The sequence below is a fragment of the Sphingomonas sp. R-74633 genome, from assembly GCF_013416555.1.
Taxonomy (GTDB): domain Bacteria; phylum Pseudomonadota; class Alphaproteobacteria; order Sphingomonadales; family Sphingomonadaceae; genus Sphingomonas.
Map to the genome: position 1 here is coordinate 117,479 of NZ_JACCFG010000002.1, position 23,723 is coordinate 141,201.

The 23,723-nt window shown below is 65.7% G+C and carries 31 protein-coding genes; 5 read left to right on the top strand and 26 right to left on the bottom strand.

Translation table 11 applies throughout. The annotated features are described in order from the left end of the window. Positions 1-13 precede the first annotated feature (13 nt). The 13 genes from rpsC to rpsL form a co-directional block, all read right to left on the bottom strand. Positions 14-724, bottom strand: coding sequence for a 30S ribosomal protein S3 (rpsC, locus tag HZY97_RS06685; RefSeq protein ID WP_180141925.1), 711 nt, complete (start codon positions 722-724; stop codon positions 14-16). Then, positions 724-1,101, bottom strand: a complete 378-nt coding sequence (gene rplV, locus HZY97_RS06690) for a 50S ribosomal protein L22 (RefSeq protein ID WP_116838638.1) — start codon at positions 1,099-1,101, stop codon at positions 724-726. The genes rpsC and rplV overlap by 1 nt, the downstream gene beginning before the upstream one ends. Beyond that, a complete protein-coding gene (rpsS, locus tag HZY97_RS06695) occupies positions 1,101-1,379 on the bottom strand; it encodes a 30S ribosomal protein S19 (RefSeq protein ID WP_180141927.1) in 279 nt (92 codons plus the stop codon). Before rpsS ends, rplV begins: the two co-directional genes overlap by 1 nt. A gap of 3 nt (positions 1,380-1,382) precedes the next feature. Beyond that, entirely contained in the window at positions 1,383-2,234 is an 852-nt protein-coding gene (gene rplB / locus HZY97_RS06700; RefSeq protein WP_180141929.1) for a 50S ribosomal protein L2, read from the bottom strand. After that, positions 2,234-2,554 (bottom strand): 50S ribosomal protein L23, encoded by a 321-nt coding sequence (locus HZY97_RS06705; RefSeq protein WP_180141931.1) that lies wholly within the window; start codon positions 2,552-2,554, stop codon positions 2,234-2,236. The genes rplB and HZY97_RS06705 overlap by 1 nt, the downstream gene beginning before the upstream one ends. Continuing rightward, positions 2,547-3,161, bottom strand: a complete 615-nt coding sequence (rplD, locus tag HZY97_RS06710; protein WP_180141933.1) for a 50S ribosomal protein L4 — start codon at positions 3,159-3,161, stop codon at positions 2,547-2,549. Before rplD ends, HZY97_RS06705 begins: the two co-directional genes overlap by 8 nt. Before the next feature lie 2 nt (positions 3,162-3,163). Next, a complete protein-coding gene (gene rplC, locus HZY97_RS06715; protein ID WP_180141935.1) occupies positions 3,164-3,922 on the bottom strand; it encodes a 50S ribosomal protein L3 in 759 nt (252 codons plus the stop codon). A 385-nt stretch (positions 3,923-4,307) separates the two neighbouring features. Next, the gene (gene rpsJ, locus HZY97_RS06720) at positions 4,308-4,619 is read right to left on the bottom strand and encodes a 30S ribosomal protein S10 (RefSeq protein ID WP_029936463.1); all 312 of its coding nucleotides are present in this window, start codon (positions 4,617-4,619) and stop codon (positions 4,308-4,310) included. Between the two features lie 148 nt (positions 4,620-4,767). Next, complete coding sequence (locus HZY97_RS06725) at positions 4,768-5,250, bottom strand: hypothetical protein (protein ID WP_180141937.1); 483 nt, start codon at positions 5,248-5,250, stop codon at positions 4,768-4,770. A 146-nt stretch (positions 5,251-5,396) separates the two neighbouring features. Further along, positions 5,397-6,590, bottom strand: coding sequence for an elongation factor Tu (tuf, locus tag HZY97_RS06730; RefSeq protein WP_180141939.1), 1,194 nt, complete (start codon positions 6,588-6,590; stop codon positions 5,397-5,399). Between the two features lie 108 nt (positions 6,591-6,698). Then, positions 6,699-8,792 (bottom strand): elongation factor G, encoded by a 2,094-nt coding sequence (gene fusA / locus HZY97_RS06735; RefSeq protein WP_180141941.1) that lies wholly within the window; start codon positions 8,790-8,792, stop codon positions 6,699-6,701. A 101-nt stretch (positions 8,793-8,893) separates the two neighbouring features. Next, positions 8,894-9,364: a 30S ribosomal protein S7 gene (gene rpsG / locus HZY97_RS06740; protein ID WP_116838647.1), complete on the bottom strand. Its 471-nt coding sequence runs from the start codon at positions 9,362-9,364 to the stop codon at positions 8,894-8,896. A 63-nt stretch (positions 9,365-9,427) separates the two neighbouring features. Next, on the bottom strand, positions 9,428-9,799 hold the full coding sequence (rpsL, locus tag HZY97_RS06745; protein ID WP_116840096.1) for a 30S ribosomal protein S12: 372 nt from the start codon (positions 9,797-9,799) through the stop codon (positions 9,428-9,430). Positions 9,800-10,078: 279 nt separating this feature from the next. Between rpsL and HZY97_RS06750 the strand changes: the two genes are divergently transcribed. Next, positions 10,079-10,633, top strand: a complete 555-nt coding sequence (locus HZY97_RS06750) for a hypothetical protein (RefSeq protein ID WP_180141943.1) — start codon at positions 10,079-10,081, stop codon at positions 10,631-10,633. A 3-nt stretch (positions 10,634-10,636) separates the two neighbouring features. Then, positions 10,637-11,128, top strand: a complete 492-nt coding sequence (locus tag HZY97_RS06755) for a polymer-forming cytoskeletal protein (RefSeq protein ID WP_180141945.1) — start codon at positions 10,637-10,639, stop codon at positions 11,126-11,128. Between the two features lie 113 nt (positions 11,129-11,241). Here the strand turns inward: HZY97_RS06755 and HZY97_RS06760 are convergent, their stop codons facing one another. Beyond that, complete coding sequence (locus HZY97_RS06760; protein WP_180141957.1) at positions 11,242-11,844, bottom strand: DUF4142 domain-containing protein; 603 nt, start codon at positions 11,842-11,844, stop codon at positions 11,242-11,244. 94 nt (positions 11,845-11,938) lie between these two features. Here HZY97_RS06760 and HZY97_RS06765 point away from each other — a divergent pair, with 94 nt between their 5' ends. Continuing rightward, positions 11,939-12,412 carry a GFA family protein gene (locus HZY97_RS06765; protein WP_180141959.1) on the top strand — a complete coding sequence of 158 codons (474 nt, stop codon included), beginning with the start codon at positions 11,939-11,941 and terminating at the stop codon, positions 12,410-12,412. A 69-nt stretch (positions 12,413-12,481) separates the two neighbouring features. Here HZY97_RS06765 and HZY97_RS06770 read toward each other — a convergent pair whose 3' ends face one another. The 8 genes from HZY97_RS06770 to HZY97_RS06805 all read right to left on the bottom strand — a co-directional run bounded on the left by HZY97_RS06770 (position 12,482) and on the right by HZY97_RS06805 (position 18,938). Then, the gene (locus HZY97_RS06770; protein ID WP_180141961.1) at positions 12,482-12,991 is read right to left on the bottom strand and encodes a hypothetical protein; all 510 of its coding nucleotides are present in this window, start codon (positions 12,989-12,991) and stop codon (positions 12,482-12,484) included. A 296-nt stretch (positions 12,992-13,287) separates the two neighbouring features. Further along, positions 13,288-13,653: a DUF3140 domain-containing protein gene (locus HZY97_RS06775; RefSeq protein WP_180141963.1), complete on the bottom strand. Its 366-nt coding sequence runs from the start codon at positions 13,651-13,653 to the stop codon at positions 13,288-13,290. A 47-nt stretch (positions 13,654-13,700) separates the two neighbouring features. Further along, positions 13,701-15,104 carry a hypothetical protein gene (locus HZY97_RS06780; protein ID WP_373684330.1) on the bottom strand — a complete coding sequence of 468 codons (1,404 nt, stop codon included), beginning with the start codon at positions 15,102-15,104 and terminating at the stop codon, positions 13,701-13,703. Positions 15,105-15,123: 19 nt separating this feature from the next. Next, positions 15,124-15,498, bottom strand: a complete 375-nt coding sequence (locus HZY97_RS06785) for a hypothetical protein (protein ID WP_180141967.1) — start codon at positions 15,496-15,498, stop codon at positions 15,124-15,126. 58 nt (positions 15,499-15,556) lie between these two features. After that, the gene (gene lpdA / locus HZY97_RS06790; RefSeq protein ID WP_180141969.1) at positions 15,557-16,954 is read right to left on the bottom strand and encodes a dihydrolipoyl dehydrogenase; all 1,398 of its coding nucleotides are present in this window, start codon (positions 16,952-16,954) and stop codon (positions 15,557-15,559) included. Positions 16,955-16,994: 40 nt separating this feature from the next. Next, positions 16,995-17,393, bottom strand: a complete 399-nt coding sequence (locus tag HZY97_RS06795) for an acyl-CoA thioesterase (RefSeq protein WP_180141971.1) — start codon at positions 17,391-17,393, stop codon at positions 16,995-16,997. Then, entirely contained in the window at positions 17,386-17,610 is a 225-nt protein-coding gene (locus HZY97_RS06800) for a hypothetical protein (protein WP_180141974.1), read from the bottom strand. Before HZY97_RS06800 ends, HZY97_RS06795 begins: the two co-directional genes overlap by 8 nt. 17 nt (positions 17,611-17,627) lie before the next feature. Beyond that, the gene (locus HZY97_RS06805) at positions 17,628-18,938 is read right to left on the bottom strand and encodes a pyruvate dehydrogenase complex dihydrolipoamide acetyltransferase (RefSeq protein WP_180141976.1); all 1,311 of its coding nucleotides are present in this window, start codon (positions 18,936-18,938) and stop codon (positions 17,628-17,630) included. 131 nt (positions 18,939-19,069) lie between these two features. Here HZY97_RS06805 and HZY97_RS06810 point away from each other — a divergent pair, with 131 nt between their 5' ends. Together HZY97_RS06810 and HZY97_RS06815 are read left to right on the top strand one after the other, a co-directional pair. Further along, entirely contained in the window at positions 19,070-19,525 is a 456-nt protein-coding gene (locus tag HZY97_RS06810; protein ID WP_180141978.1) for a universal stress protein, read from the top strand. Between the two features lie 68 nt (positions 19,526-19,593). Further along, positions 19,594-20,862, top strand: a complete 1,269-nt coding sequence (locus tag HZY97_RS06815; protein WP_180141979.1) for a M20/M25/M40 family metallo-hydrolase — start codon at positions 19,594-19,596, stop codon at positions 20,860-20,862. 98 nt (positions 20,863-20,960) lie between these two features. On the opposite strand, the gene HZY97_RS06820 is transcribed toward HZY97_RS06815, so the two are convergent. The 4 genes from HZY97_RS06820 to HZY97_RS06835 all read right to left on the bottom strand — a co-directional run bounded on the left by HZY97_RS06820 (position 20,961) and on the right by HZY97_RS06835 (position 23,714). Further along, on the bottom strand, positions 20,961-22,007 hold the full coding sequence (locus tag HZY97_RS06820; protein WP_180141981.1) for an RcnB family protein: 1,047 nt from the start codon (positions 22,005-22,007) through the stop codon (positions 20,961-20,963). A 115-nt stretch (positions 22,008-22,122) separates the two neighbouring features. Then, positions 22,123-22,608, bottom strand: coding sequence for a GAF domain-containing protein (locus HZY97_RS06825; RefSeq protein ID WP_180141983.1), 486 nt, complete (start codon positions 22,606-22,608; stop codon positions 22,123-22,125). Between the two features lie 61 nt (positions 22,609-22,669). Beyond that, the gene (gene arfB / locus HZY97_RS06830) at positions 22,670-23,071 is read right to left on the bottom strand and encodes an alternative ribosome rescue aminoacyl-tRNA hydrolase ArfB (RefSeq protein WP_373684311.1); all 402 of its coding nucleotides are present in this window, start codon (positions 23,069-23,071) and stop codon (positions 22,670-22,672) included. Beyond that, complete coding sequence (locus HZY97_RS06835) at positions 23,064-23,714, bottom strand: RluA family pseudouridine synthase (protein ID WP_180141987.1); 651 nt, start codon at positions 23,712-23,714, stop codon at positions 23,064-23,066. Before HZY97_RS06835 ends, arfB begins: the two co-directional genes overlap by 8 nt. Positions 23,715-23,723 lie beyond the last annotated feature (9 nt).

Sequence of the window (23,723 nt, forward strand, 5' to 3'; positions counted from 1 at the left end):
TCTGTCCTAACCTTTAGCGGCGGTGGTCTTCGCGCGCCGGGCGAACGCCCGTCGTCTGCGATTCCAGGTTCAGGCGATCGGTCGCCATCGGATCGTGGCCGAGGATCTCACCCTTGAAGATCCAGACCTTCACGCCGCAGACGCCATAGGCGGTGTGCGCTTCGGCCGTGGCGTGATCGATGTTCGCGCGCAGCGTGTGCAGCGGAACGCGACCTTCACGATACCATTCCGACCGGGCGATCTCAGCGCCGCCGAGACGGCCGCCGCAGTTGATCCGGATGCCCTCTGCGCCGAGACGCATCGCCGACTGCACCGCACGCTTCATGGCGCGGCGGAAGGCGATACGACGCTCGAGCTGATCGGCAATGCCCTGGGCGACGAGCTTGGCGTCGACTTCCGGCTTGCGGATCTCGACGATGTTCAGGCTCACGTCCGAGCTGGTCATCGCGCCGAGCGTCTTGCGCAGCTTCTCGATGTCGGTGCCCTTCTTGCCGATGATCACGCCGGGGCGCGCAGCATAGATGGACACGCGGCACAGCTTGGCCGGACGCTCGATCACCACCTTCGAGATCGCGGCCTGCGGCAGCGCCTTGATGATGTACTGACGGATCTTGAGATCCTCCAGCAGAAGGCGGCCGTAATCGGCGCCCTCGGCGAACCAGCGGCTGTCCCAGGTGCGGTTGATCTGAAGACGCAGACCGATCGGGTTGCTCTTGTGACCCATTATGCTTCTTCCTGCTCGCGGACGACGATGCGAAGACGGCTGAACGGCTTCAGGATGCGGGTGGACTTGCCACGGCCGCGGGTCGCGAAGCGCTTCATCGTGATCGACTTGCCGACCGAAGCCTCGGCGACGACGAGCGCGTCGACGTCGAGGTTATGGTTGTTTTCCGCATTGGCGATCGCCGAGGCGAGAACCTTGCGGGCATCGACGGCCATGGCCTTGGTCGAGAACTGAAGGATGTTCAGCGCGTCGCCGGCCTTCTTGCCGCGGATCAGGCCCGCAACGAGGTTCAGCTTCTGCGCCGAGCCGCGGATCTGCGTGGCGACGGCAAGGGCTTCCTTGTCGCCGACCTTACGGGGGGCTGCCTGCTTAGACATTAGCGCTTACCCTTCTTGTCGGCTGCGTGGCCCGGGAAGAAGCGCGTGGGAGCGAACTCGCCAAGCTTCATGCCGACCATGTCCTCGTTGACCGAGACCGGCACGAACTTGCGGCCGTTGTAGACGTTGAACGTCAGGCCGACGAAGTCCGGCAGGATCGTCGAGCGGCGCGACCAGGTCTTGATCGGACCGGCGCGGGTGCCCTGGTCCTGCGCGGTCTGCGCCTTCTTGAGCAGGTGGAGGTCCACGAAAGGACCCTTCCAAACGGAGCGAGCCATGGGTTAGCCCTTCTTCTTCGCGTGACGGCTGCGGATGATCATCTTGTCCGTCGCCTTGTTGTGGCGGGTGCGCGCACCCTTGGTCGGCTTGCCCCACGGAGTGACCGGATGACGGCCGCCCGAGGTACGGCCTTCACCACCGCCGTGCGGGTGGTCGACCGGGTTCTTCGCGACACCGCGGGTCAGCGGGCGGATGCCCTTCCAGCGGTTGCGGCCGGCCTTGCCGAGGTTGGTGTTCTGGTTGTCCGGGTTGGACACCGCACCGACCGTCGCCATGCAATTGCCGTGGATGTAGCGCTGCTCGCCCGAGTTCAGGCGAACGATCACCATGCCGCGATCACGGCCGACGACCTGCACATAGGTGCCTGCCGAACGTGCGATCTGACCGCCCTTGCCCGGCTTCATCTCCACATTGTGGACGATGGTGCCGACCGGCATCGAGCTGAGCTCCATGGCGTTGCCCGGCTTCACGTCGGTCTTCTTGCCGGCGATCACCTTGTCACCGACAGCGAGACGCTGCGGAGCGATGATGTAGGCGACGCGGTCCTTGCCCGCTTCGTCCTTGCCGTAGTTGACCAGCGCGATGAAGGCGGTGCGGTTGGGATCATACTCGATCCGCTCCACGGTGCCTTCAACGTCCCAGAGGCGACGCTTGAAGTCGATGATGCGGTAGCGCTGCTTGTGACCGCCGGCGATGCCGCGCGAGGTCACATGGCCCTTGTTGTTGCGGCCGCCGGTCTTGGTCTTGCCCTCGGTCAGACCCTTGACCGGACGACCCTTGTACAGGGCCGAGCGGTCGATCAGGATCAGGCCACGGACGCCAGGCGACGTCGGGTTATAATTCTTGAGTGCCATTACGCCTTCACCCCCTGGGTGATGTCGATCATGTCGCCGTCAGCGAGCGTGACGATCGCCTTCTTGATGTCCGAGCGCTTGTATGCGGCGCCCTTCCACTTCTTGGTCTTGCCCTTCTGGACGATCGTGTTGACGCCAGTGACCTTGACCTCGAACAGCGCCTCGACGGCAGCCTTGATCTCGGGTTTGGTGGCGTCGCCGGCGACCTTGAACACAACGGCGTTGTGCTCGGAGACCAGGGTCGACTTCTCGGTGATGTGCGGCGCGACAATCACGTCATAGTGACGGATGTCGATCGCGGCTGCCTGCTTCTTAGCCATTGAAGCGCGCCTCCAGCTTCTCGACGGCAGCGCGGGTCAGGACCAGCGTGTCGTGCTTCAGGATGTCATAGACGTTGGCGCCCACCGCGGGGAGGACGTTCACGCCGATCAGGTTGCGCGCAGCCAGGAAGCCGTTGCCGGCCTCGCCGTCGATCACCAGGGCCGTGCGGCCGGTGCCGAGCTTGGCGAACTGGTTCTTCAACTCCGCGGTCTTGGCGGTGCCGAACGCGTCGAGGACGATCAGCGAGCCTGCCTTGGCGTGGCTGCTGAGGGCCATCTTCAGGCCGAGCGCGCGGATCTTCTTGTTCAGGCCGGGGTTGAAGTCACGGACGCGGGCGCCGTGAGCCTTACCACCACCGATGAACACCGGAGCGCGGCGATCGCCGTGACGCGCCGTACCGCCGCCCTTCTGGCGACCGAACTTCTTGCCCGTGCGAGCGACGTCAGCACGCTCGCGCGTACCACGCGCGGTGGCGCGGCGCTTCTCGAGCTGCCAGGTGACGACGCGGTGCAGGATGTCAGCGCGCGGTTCGATGCCGAAAACGGCCTCGTTCAGCTCGATGTCGCCCGATGCCTTCGCGTCGAGGGTTTGAACCTTGACCTTCACGTTCAGCCCTCCTGGCCTTCGGTCGCCTCGGGAGCCTCGGTCACTTCGGCCGGGGTTTCCGCGGGGGCGGTGTCGTTGTTGTTGGCGATCGACTTGATGCCGGCCGGGAACGGCGCATCGGCATGACGGTCAACCTTGACGGCGTCCTTGACGAACAGCCAGCCGCCCTTCGAGCCAGGGACCGAGCCCTTGACGAAGATCAGGCCGCGCTCGACGTCGGTGCCGACGATCTCGAGGTTCTGCTGGGTGCGATACTTGTCACCCATGTGACCGGCCATCTTCTTGTTCTTGAAGACCTTGCCCGGATCCTGGCGCTGACCGGTCGAACCGAGCGAGCGGTGCGAAACCGAGACGCCGTGGGTGGCGCGCAGACCGCCGAAGCCCCAACGCTTCATGCCGCCCGCAAAGCCCTTGCCCTGGGTCTTGCCCTGGATGTCGACGAACTGGCCGGCGACATAGTGGTCGGCCGAAATCTCGGCGCCCACTTCGAGCAGGCCGTCCGCGTCGACGCGGAACTCGTGGACCACAGCCTTGGGCTCGACTTCGGCCTTGCCGAAGTGGCCGCGCTGCGGCTTGGCGACATTCTTGCTCTTCGCCGTGCCGGCGCCGAGCTGGACGGCAGTGTAGCCGTCACGATCCTTCTCGCGGACGGAGACGACCTGAACGCCTTCGAGTGCCAGGACGGTGACGGGCACGTGGCGGCCGTCATCCTGGAACAGGCGGGTCATCCCCAACTTCTTCGCGATCACGCCAGTGCGCATGACCAGTTGCTCCTATGCATAGGCACCCGAGGGGGAATTCCCACGGGTGCGTGCTTCAGCCCGAAAATATGATGCGAGCCCCCGTCCGGGCTGAACCCCCTCCCGAAGGAAGAGGCGACGGGGGACGCAGACCCGGTTCTCCGAAGAGGCCGGCGGTATCCCTATCGCGATGTGAGTGCGCTCGTGGCGCCCTCCGGTTCCTTGCTTTGGATCGGGATCGATCCGGTGGAGGAACTGGCGAATCCCCCTCAAGGGAATCGCGAATCTCGTGTGGAGGCGCGCCTTTACGTCAGCAGCGCTTCCCTGTCCACCCCTTCACCTGCAATCCCGTGCGGGAATGCGCCGGAAGGAGAAAGCCCCCGCTTTCGCGAGGGCCTCAACCAGCTTACGCCAGCTTGATCTCGACATCGACGCCGGCGGCGAGGTCGAGCTTCATCAGCGCGTCCACGGTCTGCGGGGTCGGCTGCACGATGTCGAGCATGCGCTTGTAGGTGCGCACTTCGAACTGCTCGCGCGACTTCTTGTCGATGTGGGGGCCACGGTTGACCGTGAACTTCTCGATCTTCGTCGGAAGCGGGATCGGGCCACGGATGAGAGCGCCGGTGCGGCGCGCAGTGTCGGCGATGTCGCCGGTCGCCTGGTCGAGCACTCGGTGATCGAACGCCTTCAGACGAATGCGGATATTCTGCGTTTCCATGGACCTACCAATGTGAAAGAGCGGGGCCCGTTGCCGAGCCTCTAGCTGTACCCAAAACTGAAGGCGCGCCTCTACAGGCAGACTCGATTCGGATCAACCCCCCGGCGCGGCGAATTTTTGCACCCGCACACGCCCAGCCGCGCAACCGCTAGAAACAATGCCCGACCGGCTGCCCATATTCGGGCAGGATGCGCAACCGGCGCTTGCCCCAATAGCTGATGTCGGTCGAGAAACGCACCTTCGCGCCCGGCTTGGTCCAGATCTCCTGATCGCCGCGGTCCTCCTGCCCGGTGCGGCAGAGCGTCCAGCCATTGGCCTTGAGCACCGGGTTCACTTCCAGCACCGCATCCTGGTCGCCGTCGCTCCACAGGGTCAGCTCGTAGAAGCCCGAGCCCTTCCCCTCCTTCATGTCGACCGCGCCGCGGAACGGGCCCTTGCCGAACAGCCTCACGCCCTCCTTGCGGCAGCGCAGGGCATTGGAGGTGTGGAAGCAGGGCGTGAAGCCCAGCTTCTCGGCAAAGGCCTGGTTGCCCATGACAGGCAGCCCCTCGGCGCCGAGATTGGGCGGCGGTGGAGTCGGGCTGCAGGCGGCGAGCAATGCGAAGACCAGCATCCCCAAGCCAACGCGCATGCCACTCTCCCCTTCCCTGCCCGCACACCCATTCGCATGCGACGGTATATTGTTACACTTGCCGGAGTCCGCCGCAACAGAAAAGCCCGGCCTCCCCTGGGGGAAGCCGGGCCTTCTGGTTTCAGTTCACGCCCGAAGGCGCGATCTTACTTCTGGATTTCAGCAACCACGCCGGCGCCGACGGTACGGCCGCCTTCACGGATCGTGAAGCGCTGGCCAACGTCCATGGCGATCGGAGCGATGAGCTTGATGCCCAGCGACACGTTGTCGCCCGGCATGACCATCTCGGTGCCTTCCGGCAGCTCGATCGTGCCGGTCACGTCCGTGGTACGGAAGTAGAACTGCGGACGATAGTTGGCGAAGAACGGCGTGTGACGGCCACCCTCGTCCTTCGACAGCACGTACACTTCCGACTTGAAGTCGGTGTGCGGCTTGATCGAACCCGGCTTGGCCAGAACCTGACCACGCTCGACTTCGTCACGGCCAACGCCGCGGATCAGCGCGCCGATGTTGTCGCCGGCCTCGCCCTGGTCGAGCAGCTTGCGGAACATTTCAACGCCGGTGACGGTCGTCTTGCGGACGGTCTCCTGGATGCCGACGATCTCGACTTCCTCACCAACCTTGACGATGCCGGTCTCGACGCGGCCGGTCACCACGGTGCCGCGGCCCGAGATCGAGAACACGTCTTCGATCGGCATCATGAACGGCTTGTCGAGCGGACGCTCCGGCTGCGGGATCGACTCGTCGACGGCCTTCATCAGCTCAAGAATGGCTTCCTGGCCGAGCTTGGCGTCCGAACCCGAGAGGGCGGCGGTAGCCGAACCACGGATGATCGGAATGTTGTCGCCGTCGAACTCGCGCTTGCTGAGCTCTTCGCGGATTTCCATCTCGACCAGCTCGAGGATTTCCTCGTCGTCGACCAGGTCGCACTTGTTGAGGAAGACCACCATGGTCGGCACGCCAACCTGGCGAGCGAGCAGGATGTGCTCCTTGGTCTGCGGCATCGGGCCGTCGGTGGCGGCGACCACGAGGATCGCGCCGTCCATCTGGGCGGCACCGGTGATCATGTTCTTCACATAGTCGGCGTGGCCCGGGCAATCGACGTGCGCATAGTGGCGCGCGGCGGTCTCATACTCGACGTGCGCGGTCGAGATGGTGATGCCGCGCTCGCGCTCTTCCGGAGCCTTGTCGATGTTCGCGAAGTCAACCGCGACGCCGCCCGAGGTCTCGGCGAGAACCTTGGTGATTGCAGCCGTCAGCGAGGTCTTGCCGTGATCGACGTGACCGATGGTGCCGATGTTGAGGTGCGGCTTGTTCCGCTCAAACTTTGCCTTCGCCATTGTTTTCCTACCTTCTGATCTCTGATTCCGCGCCGCCAGGGGATTCGCCGGAAGGCGGCCCCATAGCGGCTGTTTTCAAGTTACGCCAGCCCATCGGGCCAAGGCGTGTTAAGCCAGCTTCGCCTTCACTTCGTCGGCCACGTTCGGCGGCACTTCGTCGTAATGCGAGAACTGCATGCTGTACTGCGCGCGACCCTGCGTGAACGAGCGGAGCTGGTTCACATAGCCAAACATGTTGGCCAGCGGGACCATCGCATCGACCGTCTGCGCGTTGCCGCGCGAGTCGGTGCCCTGGATCTGACCGCGACGGCTGTTGATGTCGCCGATGACGTCGCCGAGATAATCCTCGGGGGTCACGACTTCCACCTTCATCACCGGCTCGAGCAGCTTGATGCCGGCCTTCTGCGCCGCTTCGCGCATCGCTGCGCGGGCGGTGATTTCGAACGCCAGCGCCGACGAGTCGACGTCGTGGTACGCACCGTCATAGAGCAGCACTTCGAAGTCGATGATCGGGAAGCCGACCAGCGAACCCGTCATTGCGGTCTCGCGGAAGCCCTTCTCGATCGCCGGGATATACTCCTTCGGGATGTTGCCGCCCTTGACTTCGTCCTTGAAGACGAAGCCCGAACCGCGCTCGCCCGGAGTCAGCTTGACCTTGACGCGGCCGAACTGACCGGTGCCGCCCGACTGCTTCTTGTGCGTGTAGTCGATGTCCACCGGCTTCGCGAGATACTCGCGATACGCCACCTGCGGCGCACCGACATTCGCCTCGACCTTGAACTCGCGCTTCATGCGGTCGACCAGGATCTCGAGATGGAGCTCGCCCATGCCCTTGATGATGGTCTGGCCCGATTCGTGATCGGTCGAAACGCGGAACGAGGGATCCTCGGCGGCCAGGCGGTTGAGCGCGATGCCCATCTTTTCCTGGTCGGCCTTGGTCTTCGGCTCCACCGACAGCTCGATCACCGGCTCCGGGAACTCCATGCGCTCCAGAATGATCGGGTTCGCGGTGTCGCACAGCGTGTCACCGGTCGTGGTCTCCTTGAGGCCCGCGATGGCGACGATGTCGCCGGCGCGTGCTTCATCGATGTCCTCACGCGAATTCGCGTGCATCAGGAGCATACGGCCGATCTTCTCCTTCTTGTCCTTCACCGAGTTCAGATACTGACCCTTGGTGAGGGTGCCCGAGTAGATGCGGGCGAAGGTGAGCGAGCCGACGAACGGATCGTTCATGATCTTGAACGCGAGCAGCGACAGCGGCGCGTCGTCCGAGGCCGGACGCGAATCCGGGGTCTCGCCGTCGAGCTTCACGCCCTGCACGTCCGGAATGTCGAGCGGCGAAGGCAGATAGTCGACCACGGCGTCGAGCAGGGGCTGCACGCCCTTGTTCTTGAACGCCGAACCGCAGACAATCGGCACGAACGCCATCTCGAGCGTACCCTTGCGGATCAGCTTCTTGAGGTCGGCGACCGACGGCTCGTTGCCCTCGAGATACGCTTCCATCAGCGCATCGTCCTGCTCGACGGCCATCTCGATCAGCTCGCTGCGATACTTCGCAGCCTTCTCAACCATGTCCTCGGGGATCTCGGCATATTCGAACTTCGCGCCCAGGCTCTCTTCGAGCCAGATGATCGCGCGGTTCTCGACCAGGTCGACCAGGCCCTTGAAGCCGCCTTCGATGCCGATCGGGAGATACAGCACCGCCGGACGCGCGCCCAGGCGATCGACGATCGAGTCGACGCAGAAATAGAAATTCGCGCCGGTGCGGTCGAGCTTGTTGACGAAGCACATGCGCGGAACGCCGTACTTGTCAGCCTGACGCCACACCGTCTCCGACTGCGGCTCGACGCCGGCAACGCCGTCGAAGCAAGCCACGGCACCGTCGAGCACGCGCAGCGAACGCTCGACTTCAATCGTGAAGTCGACGTGCCCGGGGGTGTCGATGATGTTGATCAGGTGCTCTTCGCCCTTGCCCTCTTCCGCGCGCCACTTGCAGGTGGTCGCAGCCGAGGTGATCGTGATGCCACGCTCCTGCTCCTGCTCCATCCAGTCCATCGTCGCGGTGCCTTCGTGCACTTCGCCGATCTTGTAGGACTTGCCGGTGTAGTAGAGGATGCGCTCGGTCGTCGTCGTCTTGCCGGCGTCGATGTGCGCCATGATGCCGATGTTGCGATAACGCTCGAGGGGATGGCTGCGGGCCATGACCTGGTTTCCTTAAGGATGTGGGGAGCCGGACGATCCGGCTCCCCGATATGTAGGAACGAAAATTTCCAGCGCCAGACGTGCCGGCGCTGGAGAAAGACTTACCAGCGGTAGTGGCTGAAGGCGCGGTTCGCTTCGGCCATGCGGTGGGTGTCTTCGCGCTTCTTCACAGCGTTGCCGCGGTTGTTCGAAGCGTCCAGCAGCTCGCCCGAGAGGCGCGCCGACATGGTGTTCTCCGAACGATTGCGCGCGGACGTGATCAGCCAGCGGATCGCAAGCGCCTGGGCACGCTCCGGACGAACCTCGACCGGAACCTGGTAGGTCGCACCGCCGACGCGGCGGCTGCGGACTTCGATGCCCGGCTTGATGTTGTTCAGCGCGTCATGGAACACACCGATCGGATCGCGCTTGGCGCGCGCTTCGACGGTTTCCATGGCCGAATAGACGATGCCCTCGGCAACGGACTTCTTACCGTCCAGCATGACCGAGTTCATGAACTTCGAGAGAACGATATCACCGAACTTGGGATCCGGCAGGATTTCGCGCTTTTCTGGGCGACGACGACGAGCCATCTTGAATTTCCTTCTAAACCTTCAGCGGGTCCGGAACCTGTCCGGGGCTTACTATGGCTGTGATTACTTCGGACGCTTGGCGCCGTACTTCGAACGCGACTGGCGACGATCCTTGACGCCCTGCGTATCGAGCACGCCGCGCAGGACGTGGTAGCGAACGCCGGGAAGATCGCGGACACGGCCGCCGCGGATCAGAACAACCGAGTGCTCCTGAAGGTTGTGACCTTCGCCCGGGATGTAGCTGATGACTTCGCGCTGGTTGGTCAGGCGAACCTTGGCAACCTTACGAAGCGCCGAGTTCGGCTTCTTCGGAGTCGTCGTATAGACGCGGGTGCAGACGCCGCGCTTCTGCGGGTTCTGCTCCATTGCAGGGACCTTCGACTTGGTCTTCTGCAGAACGCGGCCCTTACGGACCAGCTGGTTAATCGTCGGCATGAAGCCCTTCACCTTATGTTACCGGCGTGGCCGGCGGTTACTTTGCTGGAACCCTTGTTTGAGAATACGAAAAGGCCCCGGGTGTCCTCGACCCCCCGGGCCATTGCGTCTCCAGCAACGTTCAGCTCTTGCCCCAAAAGGAATCGCGACCGGACGTGCCGGTCCCTTGTGGAACGGGGGCGCCTATAGCGAGGGGGTGCGGGCGGGTCAACCGACTCCCCCGCGCAAGCCCGTGCAGGATAACAGAGCGTCAACCTCCTGCGGGCTAGAGCAGGGAAGATGGTTAGTTACGCCCCCCGCTTCAAGCCGCTCGCCGACGCGCTCGCGGCATTGTTCGCCACGCTTCTGCTCGGCGGCTTCGGGCCGAGTCTCACCGGAGTCGCCGGGCTGCTCTCCTGGGAACTGTTCGGGCTGGCGACGGTGAGCGGCGCGGGTGTGCTCGCCTGGCATCTCGCGCAGCTGACCGCCCTGCCCGCCGGACCGACCGCCCGCGCAGCGCTTCCCGCGGCGCTGATCCCGCTGGTGGTGTTCCCGCATATCGGCGCGGCCGCCCTGCTGGTGCCCGCCGCGCTCGCGCTTTCGCTGCTCCGCATCGACCGATTCGCGGCGGTGCTGACGCTGGCAGGCGCGCTTGCCGCATTGGGTCCGCTGCCGCTCTCTCCGTTCGTCGCCAGCGCAACGATGCTCGGTGCCGCGTGGCTTTGCCGCGCCCGTTGCCCCGCCGCGAACGACAATCCCTCTCTGGAACGTCTGTCCCGCTTTTGGCCGGTGCCTGCATCCCTGCATTATGCTAGAGAAATACCCAGGGATTCGGGGTCCGAAATTGGGGAGTAGCGTATGTTCAACGGCAATAATCGTGGTCGCGATCGCGACGAGCGCCCGGCAATGCCGCCCGCGCCGCCGCAGCAGAGCAGCAGCAATAGCTCGAAGCGCGGCATGTTCTCGGTGATTGGTCCGGACGTCACCGTCACGGGCAACGTCACCGCCAGCGCCGATCTGCATATCGACGGCCGCATCGAAGGCGACGTCAATTGCGGCAGCCTGGCCCAGGGTGCCGACAGCCAGGTCTTCGGCAACGTCACTGCCGAGAGCGCCCGCCTCGCCGGCGCGATCGAAGGCACGGTGCGCGTCAAGCAGCTCACCATTGAGCGCTCGGCGAAGATCACCGGCGATGTCGAATATGAGAACATCACCATCGAGAATGGTGGCCATATCGACGGTCGCCTGAAGCATATGAGCACGGTGCAGGCCGCTCCGGTCGCCGCGCCGCGCCCGGTCGAAGCAGTGAGCACCGCACCCTCGCCCTTCGCCGCGGCGGCGAACGAATAGGCTTCGGCTTCTCGAGAAACAGCAAGGGCGCGTTCTCCCTGGGAGAGCGCGCCCTTTGCTTTTGGACGGAACGTTGCCTTCTTTTTACCCCGGCGAAGAAACGGTCAGTGGCGTCAGAGGCCCTTGATCTTGTCCAGATGCGCCTGGACGACCGGCGCGATCTCGGCCGCAAAGGCCTTGAGTTCGGGCACGGTGCCGTTCTCGGCATAATCCTGCACCACCGCCAGCGTCTTCTCGTGCGCCACCACCTGCTGTGCCTTGTAGGCCGTGTCGAAGTCGGCGCCGTTGGTGTCGCGCAGTGTGGCGAGGTTGGCTTCCTGCTCGGCGCTGAGCTTGGGGTTCGGCGCGATCATCGGGGAGACCTTGGCACCCGCCGCCTTCAGCTTGGCGGTCGATTCGGTATGGCCGGTGACCATCATCCCGCCGAAATCCTTGAGCGCCTGGCTCGTCGCCTTGGTCTGGGCGAGCTTGCCGGCGGCAACTTCATAGGCATCGCTGGCGCCGGCGGTGTCGGCGAAGGTCTGGCCGGTCATCACCGCGGCACCGGTCTGGGCATTGATCCCGGTGCCGGTCGCAGCATTGGCGTCGATGCTGTTCTCGGGGATGATCGTGTCGGTGGCGACGATATTGTCGACCGTGGTCACCGGCTCGCTGCCGCCACAGGCGCCGAGCGCGAACGCCGGCCCCAGGCCGAGCGCGAAGAAATATTGTTTCATGCAGGCTCTCCTCCTGTTCTCGCAGAAGGAACGCGGGTGCACAGGCGCCGTTCCGGCGGCTATGGCGCGATGCGGCGAAGCGAGGAGAGCAGCAATGACCGGCTGTACCCAGGCGCATGAAGGTGGCTGGCGCTGCGGCGCGCTGCGCTTCCGGCTTACGGCCGCGCCCTTCCTCACCAGCGCCTGCCATTGCACCGGCTGCCAGAAGATGACCGGCAGCGCCTTCTCGCTCACTCTCACCGCCCCGGCCGAGGCCTTCGAGCTGCTACACGGCGAGCCGGTGATCGGCGGACTGCACGGCCCGGTCGCGCACCACTATCACTGCGACCGGTGCAAGAGCTGGGTCTTCACCCGCGCCGAAGGGATGGACTGGTTCGTCAACATCCGCACGACGATGCTCGATGCGCCCGACCAAGCGCCGCCCTTCATCGAGACCTGGACCCGCGAGAAGCTGGCTTGGGCGAAGACCGGTGCGGCGAAAAGCTATCCTGGCAACCCGGACTGGAATGATTGGGACGCGCTGACCGGGGAATATGCGACGCGGCGCAATCAGGGCGCGAACTCATAAAGTTCGAATGGCCGATTCCGGTGGGAAGCGGTCTGACTGCTCTTAGCGCGAAACGCGTCAGATCAGCCATTAGTCCAGTTCGGCAATCCCCTCGCGGCGCAGCATCTCAATAACCGCGGCGTCCGCCTCACGATACTTGCTGTTGCTGCGGGGAACGACCACTACTGCGTCGAACAGCGACCCATTCTCGAACCAGCCAATAGCAATGTCGATTGCGGTCTGCCCGTAGTCCAGCGCTTTCCAGTCGATCGTCTTGAGGGCGTTGCGGCGGATAAGCGCCTGCGTCTTTCGGTCGCGAACGATCTTATCGCCGGGGAGTGCTTCGAACGTCGCTCCATTCGGGAACTTGGCCCGAGATATGTCGAGTGCCCAATCAGCAGAGGAAAAAAGGCTTTCACCTCCGCATCTCTCCACCTGCGGTCTTCCTCTGACACGAGCGATGCCAATTCGGATCGGTTGATTTTCAATCCGCTGATGTTGCCGGTCAGGGTGACGTGTCGGAAGACGCTGGCGTTCAGAAATAGCGGAGCCGACCCGGTCTTTTTGAGGTTCTGCACCGAGATGTCGTCGAATACACACCCGGTCGCCTCGCAGTTCGAATGGCTGACGTTCTCAAGGCGAATATTTGAAAGCACGTTCCAGCCGCGTGGGACGCTTCGGACGTAGCATTGATTAAAGCCGCAATCGCTCGCGCTAGCGTGCGACAAGCTGAGCGGATCGCCGCGGTGCCAAAACGTGCGCCCCTCAAACCGCTGCATAATCCCTCCCTACGCCCAGCGGGACTTTTAAGCTCAAGCGTCCGCTTTCGGGTAGTGGGAAGTGGCAGCGGAACATCCGTAACTGGGGCGCTAGCGGGCATCCGCGTGGCGCTAGGCCTATTCCTTCAGCGGATCATGCCCCCAGTTCATCAGCGAATAGCGCCAGCGTGACGTGGGGATCCGATATTCGTCGTGCGGACCCTGTGCCCGGTGCCGCGCGGCGAAGCCGATCACCTTGCGCATATGGGCATAGTCGCCGCCGTCGAGATCGTCCTTGTGGGTGCGCAGGATCTGCACGATCCGCCGGCCGGATGCGTGGCCCACGCTCTCGCCGCCGTCGCGCTTGAAGCCCACCTTGCGGCTCTCCTCGGTCTCGAGCCATTCCTCGATCTCGGCCGGCGCCATGTTCACCACTTCGTGGAACTTGCGCCAAATCTCCTCATGGTCGTCACGCCCCGCCACCCGCTTCTCCGTTATCGCCATGTTACTCATGCGTAACGGTTTGACGCGGGTTTCGTTGCTGCAGGATTTTAGCCCGCCGCGGCGGCATAATCCTCGCCGACCGGCGGCAGCGCGATCCGTGCCGCGAGGCTGGTGACGCCGACCAGCAGCAATAGCGCCAGCGCGATGCGCGCGCCGCGCTTCGGAAGCGGCACTCCCGCCACCAGCGCGGCGGCGATCCCCGTCGCGAGCATCGCCCAGAGGTGATAGCGGTAATCGGCGGCGACGCTGATCACGAGGAAGGCGAGCTCGGTCAGCACCGCCGACAGCGCCAGCGTCACCGCCAGCCGGCTGCGCGCATCCTCGCGCCGCCAGGCCAGCGCCAGCACCGCCAGTGCCGCGACCAGCCAGAGGATCGGCGCGCCGAGCGGACTTTCGGCTAGGATACCCGCGACCCGCTGGAACGGTGCGGCGCGCGGCGAAGGCGAGCCGAGGCCGAGCGTGTTGGGCTCGCTATCCCATTGCGGATCGGCGAGCGGATAGCGCCACGGCACCAGCCAGCGCATCGTCGCATTCCAATGCGTGAGCCGGTGCGCGGCATAGCCGAGGGGATGGCGCGCGATCGTGCCGATCCAGGCCTCGGTGAGCTTGTGGCCGGGCGCTGCCGCCGCCAGCCCGTCCGAGACGAAATCGCAGCGGTCGCCGAGCGGGTCCCACAGCAAGGGCCGGATGCACTGCTTCGCCTCCGCCGCGCGCCACATCGACGCAGGCAGCACCGGCACCGCTTCGGGGCCCGCATGGTGCGCAATGCCCGCCAGGTCGTAGATCGGCAACGAGCGCCCGACATCGCTGGCGCTGGCGCGGAAGACGAGGTGATTGGCCAGAGGCATCGCCACCAGCACTGCGATCGTCGCTGCGAGCATCAGCGCGCCGTGCCGCACGGGCTTCCACGCGCCGCTGCCCAGCAATCCGAAGGCGAGCGGCACGGTGGCGAACACGGCATTGATCCGCACCAGCGTGGCGTAGAGCAGCAGCAGGCCGACCAGCACCGCCGCCCCGCGCGGCAACGGCCGCTCCCGCAGCCGCCACCAGCCGGCCAGCCCGGTCGCGGCGAGCAGCGCGCCCGCCATCTGCCCGTCCTTGAGTACTGCGACCTGCCATCCGGCAAAGGGCGGCCAGATTCCGAGCAGCAATATGACTCCGGCCGCAATCCACGCGCCTTGCCGGGCCAGCCCCGCCGCAATCAGGCCGAGACCGCTCCAGAATAGCAGCAGCTGCAGCAGGAACATCGGCGCCTGGCCGTGCCAGCCGGCGCCGTAGAATAGCGACCATAGCCGCGCCATCGCCGGCGGGTGCCAGTCGTCATAACTGCCCGACACGACCTGCGCATATTGGTTGAGGCTGTCGAACATCGCGATGCCCGGCCAGAACAGCGCGAGCATGGCGAGGCACAGCAATGCCGCCGCGAGCGCCGCCCGGGCAGCGGGCGACACGCGGCTCAATGCAAGGCTCCTAGGTCAGCTTGCGGCCGAACACCGGGCGCGGCGCGTCTGGATCGGGCGGGATCTCCACGCCCTGCCCCGCCGCCTTGCGCTCGAGATAGCGGGCGAGCGCTGCATCTGCGTCGAAGGCGGGCGCGTCCGCGATCTCGACAATCTTGCCATTCTTGACGACCACCGGGCCGCGCGGGGCGACCAGCGAGCGGATCAGCCAGGCGACGATCGGCACGCAGAGGATCATTCCGACCACCGCGAGCCCGATCACCGTCGGCCCCAGCCCGCCGGCGAGCGGACCGTCGCTCCAGCCTTTGAAGCCAGTGAAGTAATAGAGCATGCCCCCGATATAGAGCAGGGGCAGCAGCGACAGGATCAGCTTGATGGCGCGCACGCCAAATCTCCCACCAGTTCATGCGAACATGGCGGGAGGTTTGGCAGCAAAGCATGAACTAAATGTGGAGAGCGCGGCCGTAGGCGCTGAGCACCGCCTCGTGCATCGTCTCGCTGATCGTCGGGTGCGGGAACACCGTCTCCATCAGCTCGGCCTCGGTGGTCTCGAGCGTCTTGCCGATCGTATAGCCCTGGATCATCTCGGTCACTTCCGCACCGATCATGTGGGCGCCGAGCAGCTCGCCGGTCTTGGCGTCGAACACGGTCTTCACAAAGCCCTCGGCTTCCCCGAGCGCAATGGCCTTGCCGTTGCCGATGAAGGGGAAGTTGCCGACCTTCACTTCATAGCCGGCTTCCTTGGCCTTGGCCTCGGTGAGGCCGACCGACGCGATCTGCGGGTGGCAATAGGTGCAGCCCGGGATGTTGCGGACGTCCATCGCGTGCGGATGCTTGCCGGCGATCGCCTCGACCGCGATCACGCCCTCATGGCTCGCCTTGTGCGCGAGGAACGGCGGCGCGGTGACGTCGCCGATCGCGTAGAGGCCCGCGACGTTGGTCTTGCAGGCGGCATCGGTGACGATGTGGCCGCGCTCGGTCTTCACGCCCAGCGTCTCGAGGCCGATATTCTCGGTGTTCGGCACGATGCCGATCGCGACGATGACATGGCTGAACTCGGCCGTGGTGACCTTGCCATCCTTGTCCTTGATCGAGGCCTTCACACCCGAGCCGGTGACTTCGAGCTTGTCGACGCCGGTCGAGGTCAGGATCGTCATGCCCTGCTTCTTGAACGCCTTCTCCAGATGCGCGGAGACATCCTTGTCTTCCACCGGCACCACGCGGTCGAGCATCTCGACGATGGTCACTTCCGAGCCCATGTCGTTGTAGAAGCTGGCGAACTCGACGCCGATCGCGCCCGAGCCGATGACGAGCAGCTTGGTCGGCATCTCGGGCGGGGTCATCGCGGTCCGGTAGGTCCAGATGCGCTTGCCGTCGGTCTTGGCGAAGGGCAGGTCGCGGGCGCGGGCGCCGGTGGCGACGATGATGTTCTTCGCCTCGAGGTCGGTCTTCTTGCCGTCTTCCCCGGTGACCGTGAGCTTGCCCGGCGCGGTGAGCACGCCGGTGCCCATGTGCACGGTGATCTTGTTCTTCTTCATCAGGTGCGTGACGCCCTGATTGAGCTGCTTGGCGACGCCGCGCGAGCGCTTGACCACGGCTTCCAGGTCGGCGCTGATCTTGTCGGCGACCAGGCCATAGTCCTTGGCGTGCTGCATGTAATGGAAGATCTCGGCCGAGCGGAGCAGCGCCTTGGTGGGGATGCAACCCCAGTTGAGGCAGATGCCGCCCAGCAGCTCGCGCTCGACGATCGCCGTCTTGAGGCCCAGCTGCGCGGCGCGGATCGCCGCCACATAGCCGCCGGGGCCCGAGCCGAGCACGATCACGTCATAGGTATCAGCCAAGGGAGGAGTCCTTCATTCTGGATGATGCGAATATGGGGCGTCAGCCCGGGGTTACATCGAGCGGTCGCGGCCGCTTGTGCTCATCGACCGCGACGAAGACGAACTGCGCCTGGGTAACCATGCAGCTTTCCTCGGAGTGCCGGGCGCGGCGCCAGGACTGGACGTCGATCGTCATCGAGGTGCGCCCGACCTTGACGATATCGGCGAACACCGTGACTTCGTCGCCCACCGCGACCGGCGCGTGGAACTTCATGCCCTCGACCGCGACCGTTACCGCCCGCCCGCGCGAATGGCGCGCGGCGACCAGCCCGGCGGCAAGATCCATCTGGCCCATCAGCCAGCCGCCGAAGATGTCGCCATAGGCATTGGCATCGGCCGGCATCGTGCTGACCCGGATCGCCGGCTGCTGCTGCGGTGGCGTGGCGCCGCCCTCAACCATCCGCGCGCGGCTCCGTGCCGGCAAGCTTCGCCCGATCCTCGGCAATCGCCTTGCGCACCGGGCCCACGCCCATCAGCACCACCGCGATCATGCAGCCAAAGGCGACGATCCAGATATCCTGCGTCGCGCGCGGGTACGACCAGGCCGCCGCGGTGGCGATCAACGCCGCCACGACCAGCCCGATCACGATATGCACCACTTCGATCAGCACGCGCATCGGGTGCACTCCCACGGTCAGGCGATCATCCCGAACGGATTCTCGACCAGTTCCTTGAAGATCTTCATCATCGCGGCGCCGTCGGCCCCGTCGATCGCGCGGTGATCAAAGCTGCCGGTGGCCGACATGACGGTCGCGACCTGCAGTGCATCGTCGATCACGTACGGACGCTTCTCGCCCGCGCCGATCGCCATGATCATGCCCTGGGGCGGATTGATCACCGCTTCGAACTGCTTGATGCCGAACATGCCCATGTTCGAGAGTGACGCGGTGCCGCCCTGATATTCTTCCGGCTTCAGCTTGCCGTCACGGGCACGCGCCGCGAGATCCTTCATCTCGATCGAGATCGCCGAGACCGCCTTGTTCGCCGCGTCGCGGATGATCGGGGTGATCAGGCCGGTCGGGGTCGAGACCGCGACCGACACGTCGGAGCGGCTATATTTGATCAGCTGGTCGCCGGTGTAGGTGACGTTGCACTTGGGCGCCTGCGCAAGCGCGACGCCGAGCGCCTTGATCAGCAGGTCGTTGACCGAAAGTTTCACGCCGCGCGCCTCGAGCGCCTTGTTGAGGTCGCCGCGCAGCTTGAGCAGCGCGTCGAGGCGAATGTCGAGCGTCAGGTAGATGTGCGGGATCGTCTGCTTCGACTCGGTGAGGCGGCGCGCGATCGTCTTGCGGATGTTCGAGAGCTTCTCGGCCTCGTGCGGGATCGATTCGTCCCACCAGACCGGCTTGTGCTCCGCCGGGGCGGCCGCGGCGGCTGGAGCAGCCGAAGGCGCAGCGGCGGAAGCAGCCGGAGCGGCAGCGGCAGGCGCGGCGCCGGCCTTGGCGCCTTCGATGTCCGCCTTGACGATGCGGCCGTTCGGACCCGAGCCGGTCACGCCGGCCAGGTCGACGCCCTTCTCGGCGGCGACGCGCTTGGCGAGCGGGCTCGCCTTGACGCGATCTCCCGAAGCCGCAGCCGCCTGCGCGGGCGCAGGTGCCGGAGTCGGCGCGGGTGCCGGGGCAGCCTCCGCCTTCTTCTCTTCCGCCTTGGGAGCAGGCGCAGCGGCCGGGGCCGGCGCGGCAGCGGCGGTCGAGGCGTCCTCGCCCTCACCGGCGATAATCGCGATCACGGTGCCGACCTTCACATTGTCGGTACCCTCGGCAACGAGGATCTTGGCGATCACGCCCTCGTCGACCGCTTCGAATTCCATCGTCGCCTTGTCGGTCTCGATCTCGGCCATGAGGTCGCCGGACTTCACCGTGTCGCCCTCCTTCACAAGCCACTTGGCGAGGGTGCCCTCTTCCATCGTGGGGGAAAGCGCAGGCATCTTGATTTCGATCGACATGAAGGTTCCCGTCATTGGAGCCCGGAACAGGTTCGCGGCCCTCTTTGCGCCGCCCCCGCCCCGGGTCAAGAGACGCGCTTGCAGGAAATGACGCTACGGGGCACGTAACGCGCCAGGAAGAGGATCAATCCATGCGCACCTATCTGGTGGTGATCGACGAAAGCCCCGAGGCGGAGATTGCGCTGCGCTTCGCCGCGCGGCGTGCCGCGAAGACCGGCGGCAACGTCGAAATTCTCGCGCTGATCCCCCGGCCCGACTTCGTCCAATGGGGCGGCGTGATGGCCACGATCGAGGAAGAAGGCCGCGAACGCGCCGAAGCGCTGGTCGCCCGCGCCGCCGGCACGCTGTTCACCGAATCGGGCCTCAAGCCCTCGATCACGGTTCGGGAAGGCGATGGTCCCAAGATCGTCCGCGAGATGCTTGCCGCCAATCGCGAGATCGCCGCGCTCGTGCTCGGCGCCGCCGCGAGCGGCGCGCCGGGGCCGATGGTTGCGCACTTTGCCGGGTCGGATGCCGGTACGCTGCCGGTGCCGGTGATGATCATCCCGGGCGCGCTCGACATGGATGCGATCGATCGGCTGAGCTGAAAACCCCTCTCCCGTCGGGAGCGGGAGAGTAGATTGACCCACCTCCCGTCCCCCGTCACTCTCCCGGCATGCGCATCCTCGCTTTCGCTCCGCTCGCCCTGCTCCTCCCCGCCGCCGCCCAGGCGCAGGAGAAGCCCGATCCGGCCCATCTCAAGGCGACCGTCGACAAGCTGGTGAGCTTCGGCACCCGCCACACCCTCTCCGATCCGGAAAACCCCACGCGCGGCATCGGCGCCGCACGCCGCTGGTTCGCCGCCGAGCTCTCGAAGATCGGCGACCAGTGCAACTGCATCGAAGTCGCCAATATCGCCCGCACCTTCACCGGTCCGCGCGCGCCGAACGGCGTCGAGATCGTCGACGTCCTCGGCTTCCAGGCCGGCACCGACCCCAAGCGCGTCGTCATCGTCATGGGCCATATCGACAGCCGCGTGACCGATGTGATGAACGCCACCGCCGACGCCCCCGGCGCCAATGACGACGGTTCGGGCACCGCGCTGGTGCTCGAGGCCGCCCGCATCCTGTCGAAGCAGAAGTTCAAGGCGACGATCGTCTATGCCGCGCTCTCGGGCGAGGAGCAGGGACTGTTCGGCGGGCAGCTGCTTGCCGAGACCGCCAAGGAGCGCGGCTGGACGGTCACCGCGGTGCTCAACAACGATATCGTCGGCAACACCGTCGGCACCGACGGTCGCAAGGTCGCGGACCGGGTCCGCGTCTTCTCCGAGACCTTCAGCGAAGGCGACGAACCCGCCTCGCTCAAGGGGCTGCGCGCCGATGGCGGCGAGGATGACGGCCCCTCGCGCGCGCTTGCCAAGGCCGTCGATCAGGTCGCCGGCAAGATCCCCGGCGGGCTCGACGCCTTCCTGGTCCGCCGGCCCGATCGATTCGGCCGCGGCGGCGATCACTCGCCCTTCCTCAAGCTCGGCTATCCGGCGGTACGCTTCTCGGTCGGCGTCGAGAATTATGACGCGCAGCACCAGGACCTCGTCCCCGGCAAGGGCGATACTGCCGACAAGATGGACTTTCCCTATCTCGCCAAGGTGACGGCGATCAACGTGGCGACGATCCGCCGCCTCGCCTCTGCCCCCGCCGCGCCCGACAAGGTGACGATCGGTGGCGCGCTGTCGACCGACACCTCGGTCAAATGGGCCGCGGTCCCCGGCGCAGTGAAATATCGCATCCACTGGCGCCGCGCCGACGCGCAGGACTGGACCAACCAGCTTGACGTGACGGGCACCGAGGCGAGCCTGAAGAATGTCGTGGTGGACGACAGCTTTGTCGGAGTGTCGGCGATCGGCGCCGATGGCGCGGAGAGCCTGGTCACCTTCGGGCGACGATGAGCCCGTGCGTCATCCCGGCGGAAGCCGGGACCCGAAACCAAAAGCGGTTCAGCAGATAAACGCTGGCCCCCGGCTTTCGCCGGGGTGACGATCCCGGATCAGCGGCAGCCGCAGACGCAGCACTTGACCGGCGCACGATAGCGGCGAACCGGGGCCTTGCGGACCACGCGGCGCGGGGCCGACCGGACGTAGGTCGTGGTCGTCGCGACTTCCTCGACCACTTCCTCGGTGACCGTGGTCGTGGTGGTCGTCGTGCCGGGGATGACGATTACGGTCGTTCCCACCGGCGCACCATAATAGCTGGCGCTGCCCTGATAGCTGCCCTGGGCGCCGTAATAGGCCTGGCCCGAGCCGTAATAGCCCTGGACTTGTGCCGCCGGCGGCGCACCGATCGCGCCGGCCGGCGGCAGACTCCCCCCGGAGTATCCGTCATAATAATCGTTCGGATCGACCGGCTGGATCGGTTGGCGATAGCCGGCCCCCACGGTCGCGTTCGAATAGCTGTACGAATTGGAATAGGCGCCGCTCGAATCGGACCAGGCGCCGGCATCCGCGTCGCCCCAGCCGATGCCATCGACCGAATCCCACACGTCGCCGCGGTCGTCGACCAGCACGGCGTCATCATAATAGCGCACCCAGAAATAGCCGTAGGGCGGCGCGGCCAGACCCCAGTTCAGATAGTCAGGAATGCGGAAGCCGCTGCCCATCCAGTAATTGGGCAGATGGCCGCCACGGCCCATGCGGCGATAATTATTCCAGCCGCCGGGTGCCTGGGCACCGGCATACCAGCGGCCGTTGATCTGACCGCCCCAGCGGTTGCCATTGCCGTGCTGGCCGACATTCTGGCCGTGACCGCGCGGCGGCAGCGCGTTCCAGCGGCCATTCTGCCAGACGCGCGCGCCGGCGGTGGGCACGCCGGGGCCGGTATGGATGCGGGTCGGCGCCGGGCCAGGGATATGCGGCGGATTGGACGAGACGCGCGGGGGCATCGGCATCGGCACGCTGCGGGGTGCCATCCCGCCAGGTGCCGGGATCGGGCCGCCGCTGCCGCCCCAGGTCGGGCCGGGCGAGGTCACCTGCGCGGCCGCCGGCAGCGCTGCCAGCAGCGCCGTGGCCATCAGGGCCGGCTTCAACAGGTGACGCATCGCAAACTCCTTTGGGCCATGGCAGAGCCGCCCCGCTCTCATGGTTGCCAAAGGATTAAACCCCGCGCGTGAGCCGCGCCACTTTTGCCTATGCTTAACGGAGTCCCGTTCCGGGTCAGCCGACCAGTCTGGGACCGAGGATCCGCACCAGCGCCTCGCAACCCGCCGCGTCGCCGGCATCGAAACGTGCCGGATTGGGGCTGTCGAGGTCGAACACGCCGATCAACTCGCCCTGGACGACGATCGGCACGACCAGCTCGGAGCGGCTGTCGGCGTCGCAGGCGATATGGCCGGGAAAGGCGTGGACGTCCTCGACCAGCTGGGTCTCGCGGGTGGTCGCTGCGGCGCCGCACACGCCCTTGCCGAACGGAATGCGGATGCAGGCGGCCTTGCCCTGGAAGGGTCCCAGGACGAGCTCGTCGTTCACATTGCGGTAGAAGCCGGCCCAGTTGAGGTCGGGCAGATACTGCCAGATCAGCGCCGAGACATTCGCCATGTTGGCGATCGCGTCCGGCTCGTCGGCGGTGAGCGAATCGAGCGCGGCGGCGAGGTCGCGGTAGAGCTCGGTCTTGTCGGTGGTGGTGACGTCGAAGGTATACATGGCGGTGATGTAGGCGATCGCACCGTCCAGCGGGAGAGGCGAAAGCGACAGATTGCGAAGGCTAGTCTAGCCGGACCTTGCCACGCCCGGCCTTTACCTGCGCCCGGTCCTTCTTCTCGTCGACCCGGCGCGCCTTGGCCGCCTTGCTCGGCTTGGTCTTGATCCGCCGGGCGTCGCGCTCATGCGCCTTTTCGATCAGCTCGATCACCCGTTCGCGGGCATCGGCGCGGTTGGCCTCCTGGGTGCGGAACTTGCGCGCGGTTATCACCAGCTCGCCGTCGAGGGTGAGCTTCGAGCCCGCCAGCGTCTTGAACTTCTGCCAGGCATAGGGCGCCAGGCCGAGCTTGAACACGTCGATGCGCAGCTGGACGGCGGTGGCGACCTTGTTGACGTTCTGCCCGCCCGGCCCGGTCGAGGCGAGAAACTTCTCCTCGACGATCGCCGCGTCGGGCAGTTCAGCCACGGCCGAACCCGGCATTGTGGAAGCGCACCGGCAGCGGCGCGGTCGCGTGGATATCGTCCTTGCCTTCGCGCGGCACGGTCAGCTCGACCGCGTGAAGCATCATCGCCGGGCCGCCGCGGCCATAGACCGGGTCGCCGAGCACCGGCACGCCCAGCCCATCGGCGGCGTGGACACGGATCTGATGGGTGCGGCCGGTCTCGGGATAGAAGGCGACCAGGCTCTTGCCGTCCTTGCGCTCCATCACCTTGTAGCGCGTGATCGAGGGCTTGCCCTTGGGATCGCCGATCATCCGCCAGCCTTCTTCGCGGGTCGAGACCTTGGACAGCGCCAGTTCGATCGTGCCGCTGTCGTCCTTGGGCTCGCCGTCGAGGATGGCGAGATAGCGCTTGGCCACTGCGCCGGCCTCAAAGGCCTGGGCGAAGCGCTTCATCGCCTTGGGGTTGCGCGCGAGCAACAGGCAGCCGCTGGTGTCGCGGTCCAGCCGGTGGACAGGCAGCGGCAGGCGCTGGAAGCCGAAGGTCAACTGGTCGAGCAGATCCTCGAGGCTTTCCGAGCGGTCCCGCGGACGATCGACCGGCAGGCCCGCAGGCTTGTCGATTACCAGAGCTTCGCCATCAATGAAGAGCACGCGATCCTTGAACATCGCCCGCCC